1 protein-coding gene is annotated in these 495 nt (G+C 63.8%); it reads left to right on the forward strand.

From position 1 onward, the window contains the following. On the forward strand, nt 1-495 hold a 495-nt coding region (locus J5M58_RS26415), incomplete at both ends, for a UTP--glucose-1-phosphate uridylyltransferase (protein ID WP_207880303.1).

Raw genomic sequence — 495 nt, forward strand, 5'->3', positions numbered from 1 at the left:
TGTTGAAAGTCACCAAAGCCGTGTTCCCCGTTGCCGGTCTCGGCACACGGTTTTTGCCCGCCACGAAGGCGAGTCCGAAGGAAATGCTGCCCGTGGTCGACAAGCCGCTGATCCAGTACGCGGTCGAAGAGGCGATCAATGCGGGCATCACCGAGATGATCTTCGTGACGGGCCGCAGCAAGCGCGCGATCGAAGATCACTTCGACAAATCGTTCGAGATCGAATCCGAGCTCGAGGCGCGCGGCAAGGAAAAGCTGCTCGACCTCGTCCGCGGCATCAAGCCGAGCCATGTCGACTGCTTCTACGTGCGCCAGCCGGCCGCGCTCGGCCTCGGCCACGCGGTGCTCTGCGCGGAGAAGCTCGTGCACGGCGAGCCGTTCGCGGTGATCCTCGCCGACGACCTGCTGCACGGCGACCAGCCGGTGCTCAAGCAGCTCGTCGACGTCTTCAACCACTATCACAGCTCGGTGATCGGCGTCGAGACGATCGAGCGCG

This window comes from Pseudomonas sp. 32_A, assembly GCF_017490905.1.
Classification (GTDB): domain Bacteria; phylum Pseudomonadota; class Gammaproteobacteria; order Pseudomonadales; family Pseudomonadaceae; genus Aquipseudomonas; species Aquipseudomonas inefficax.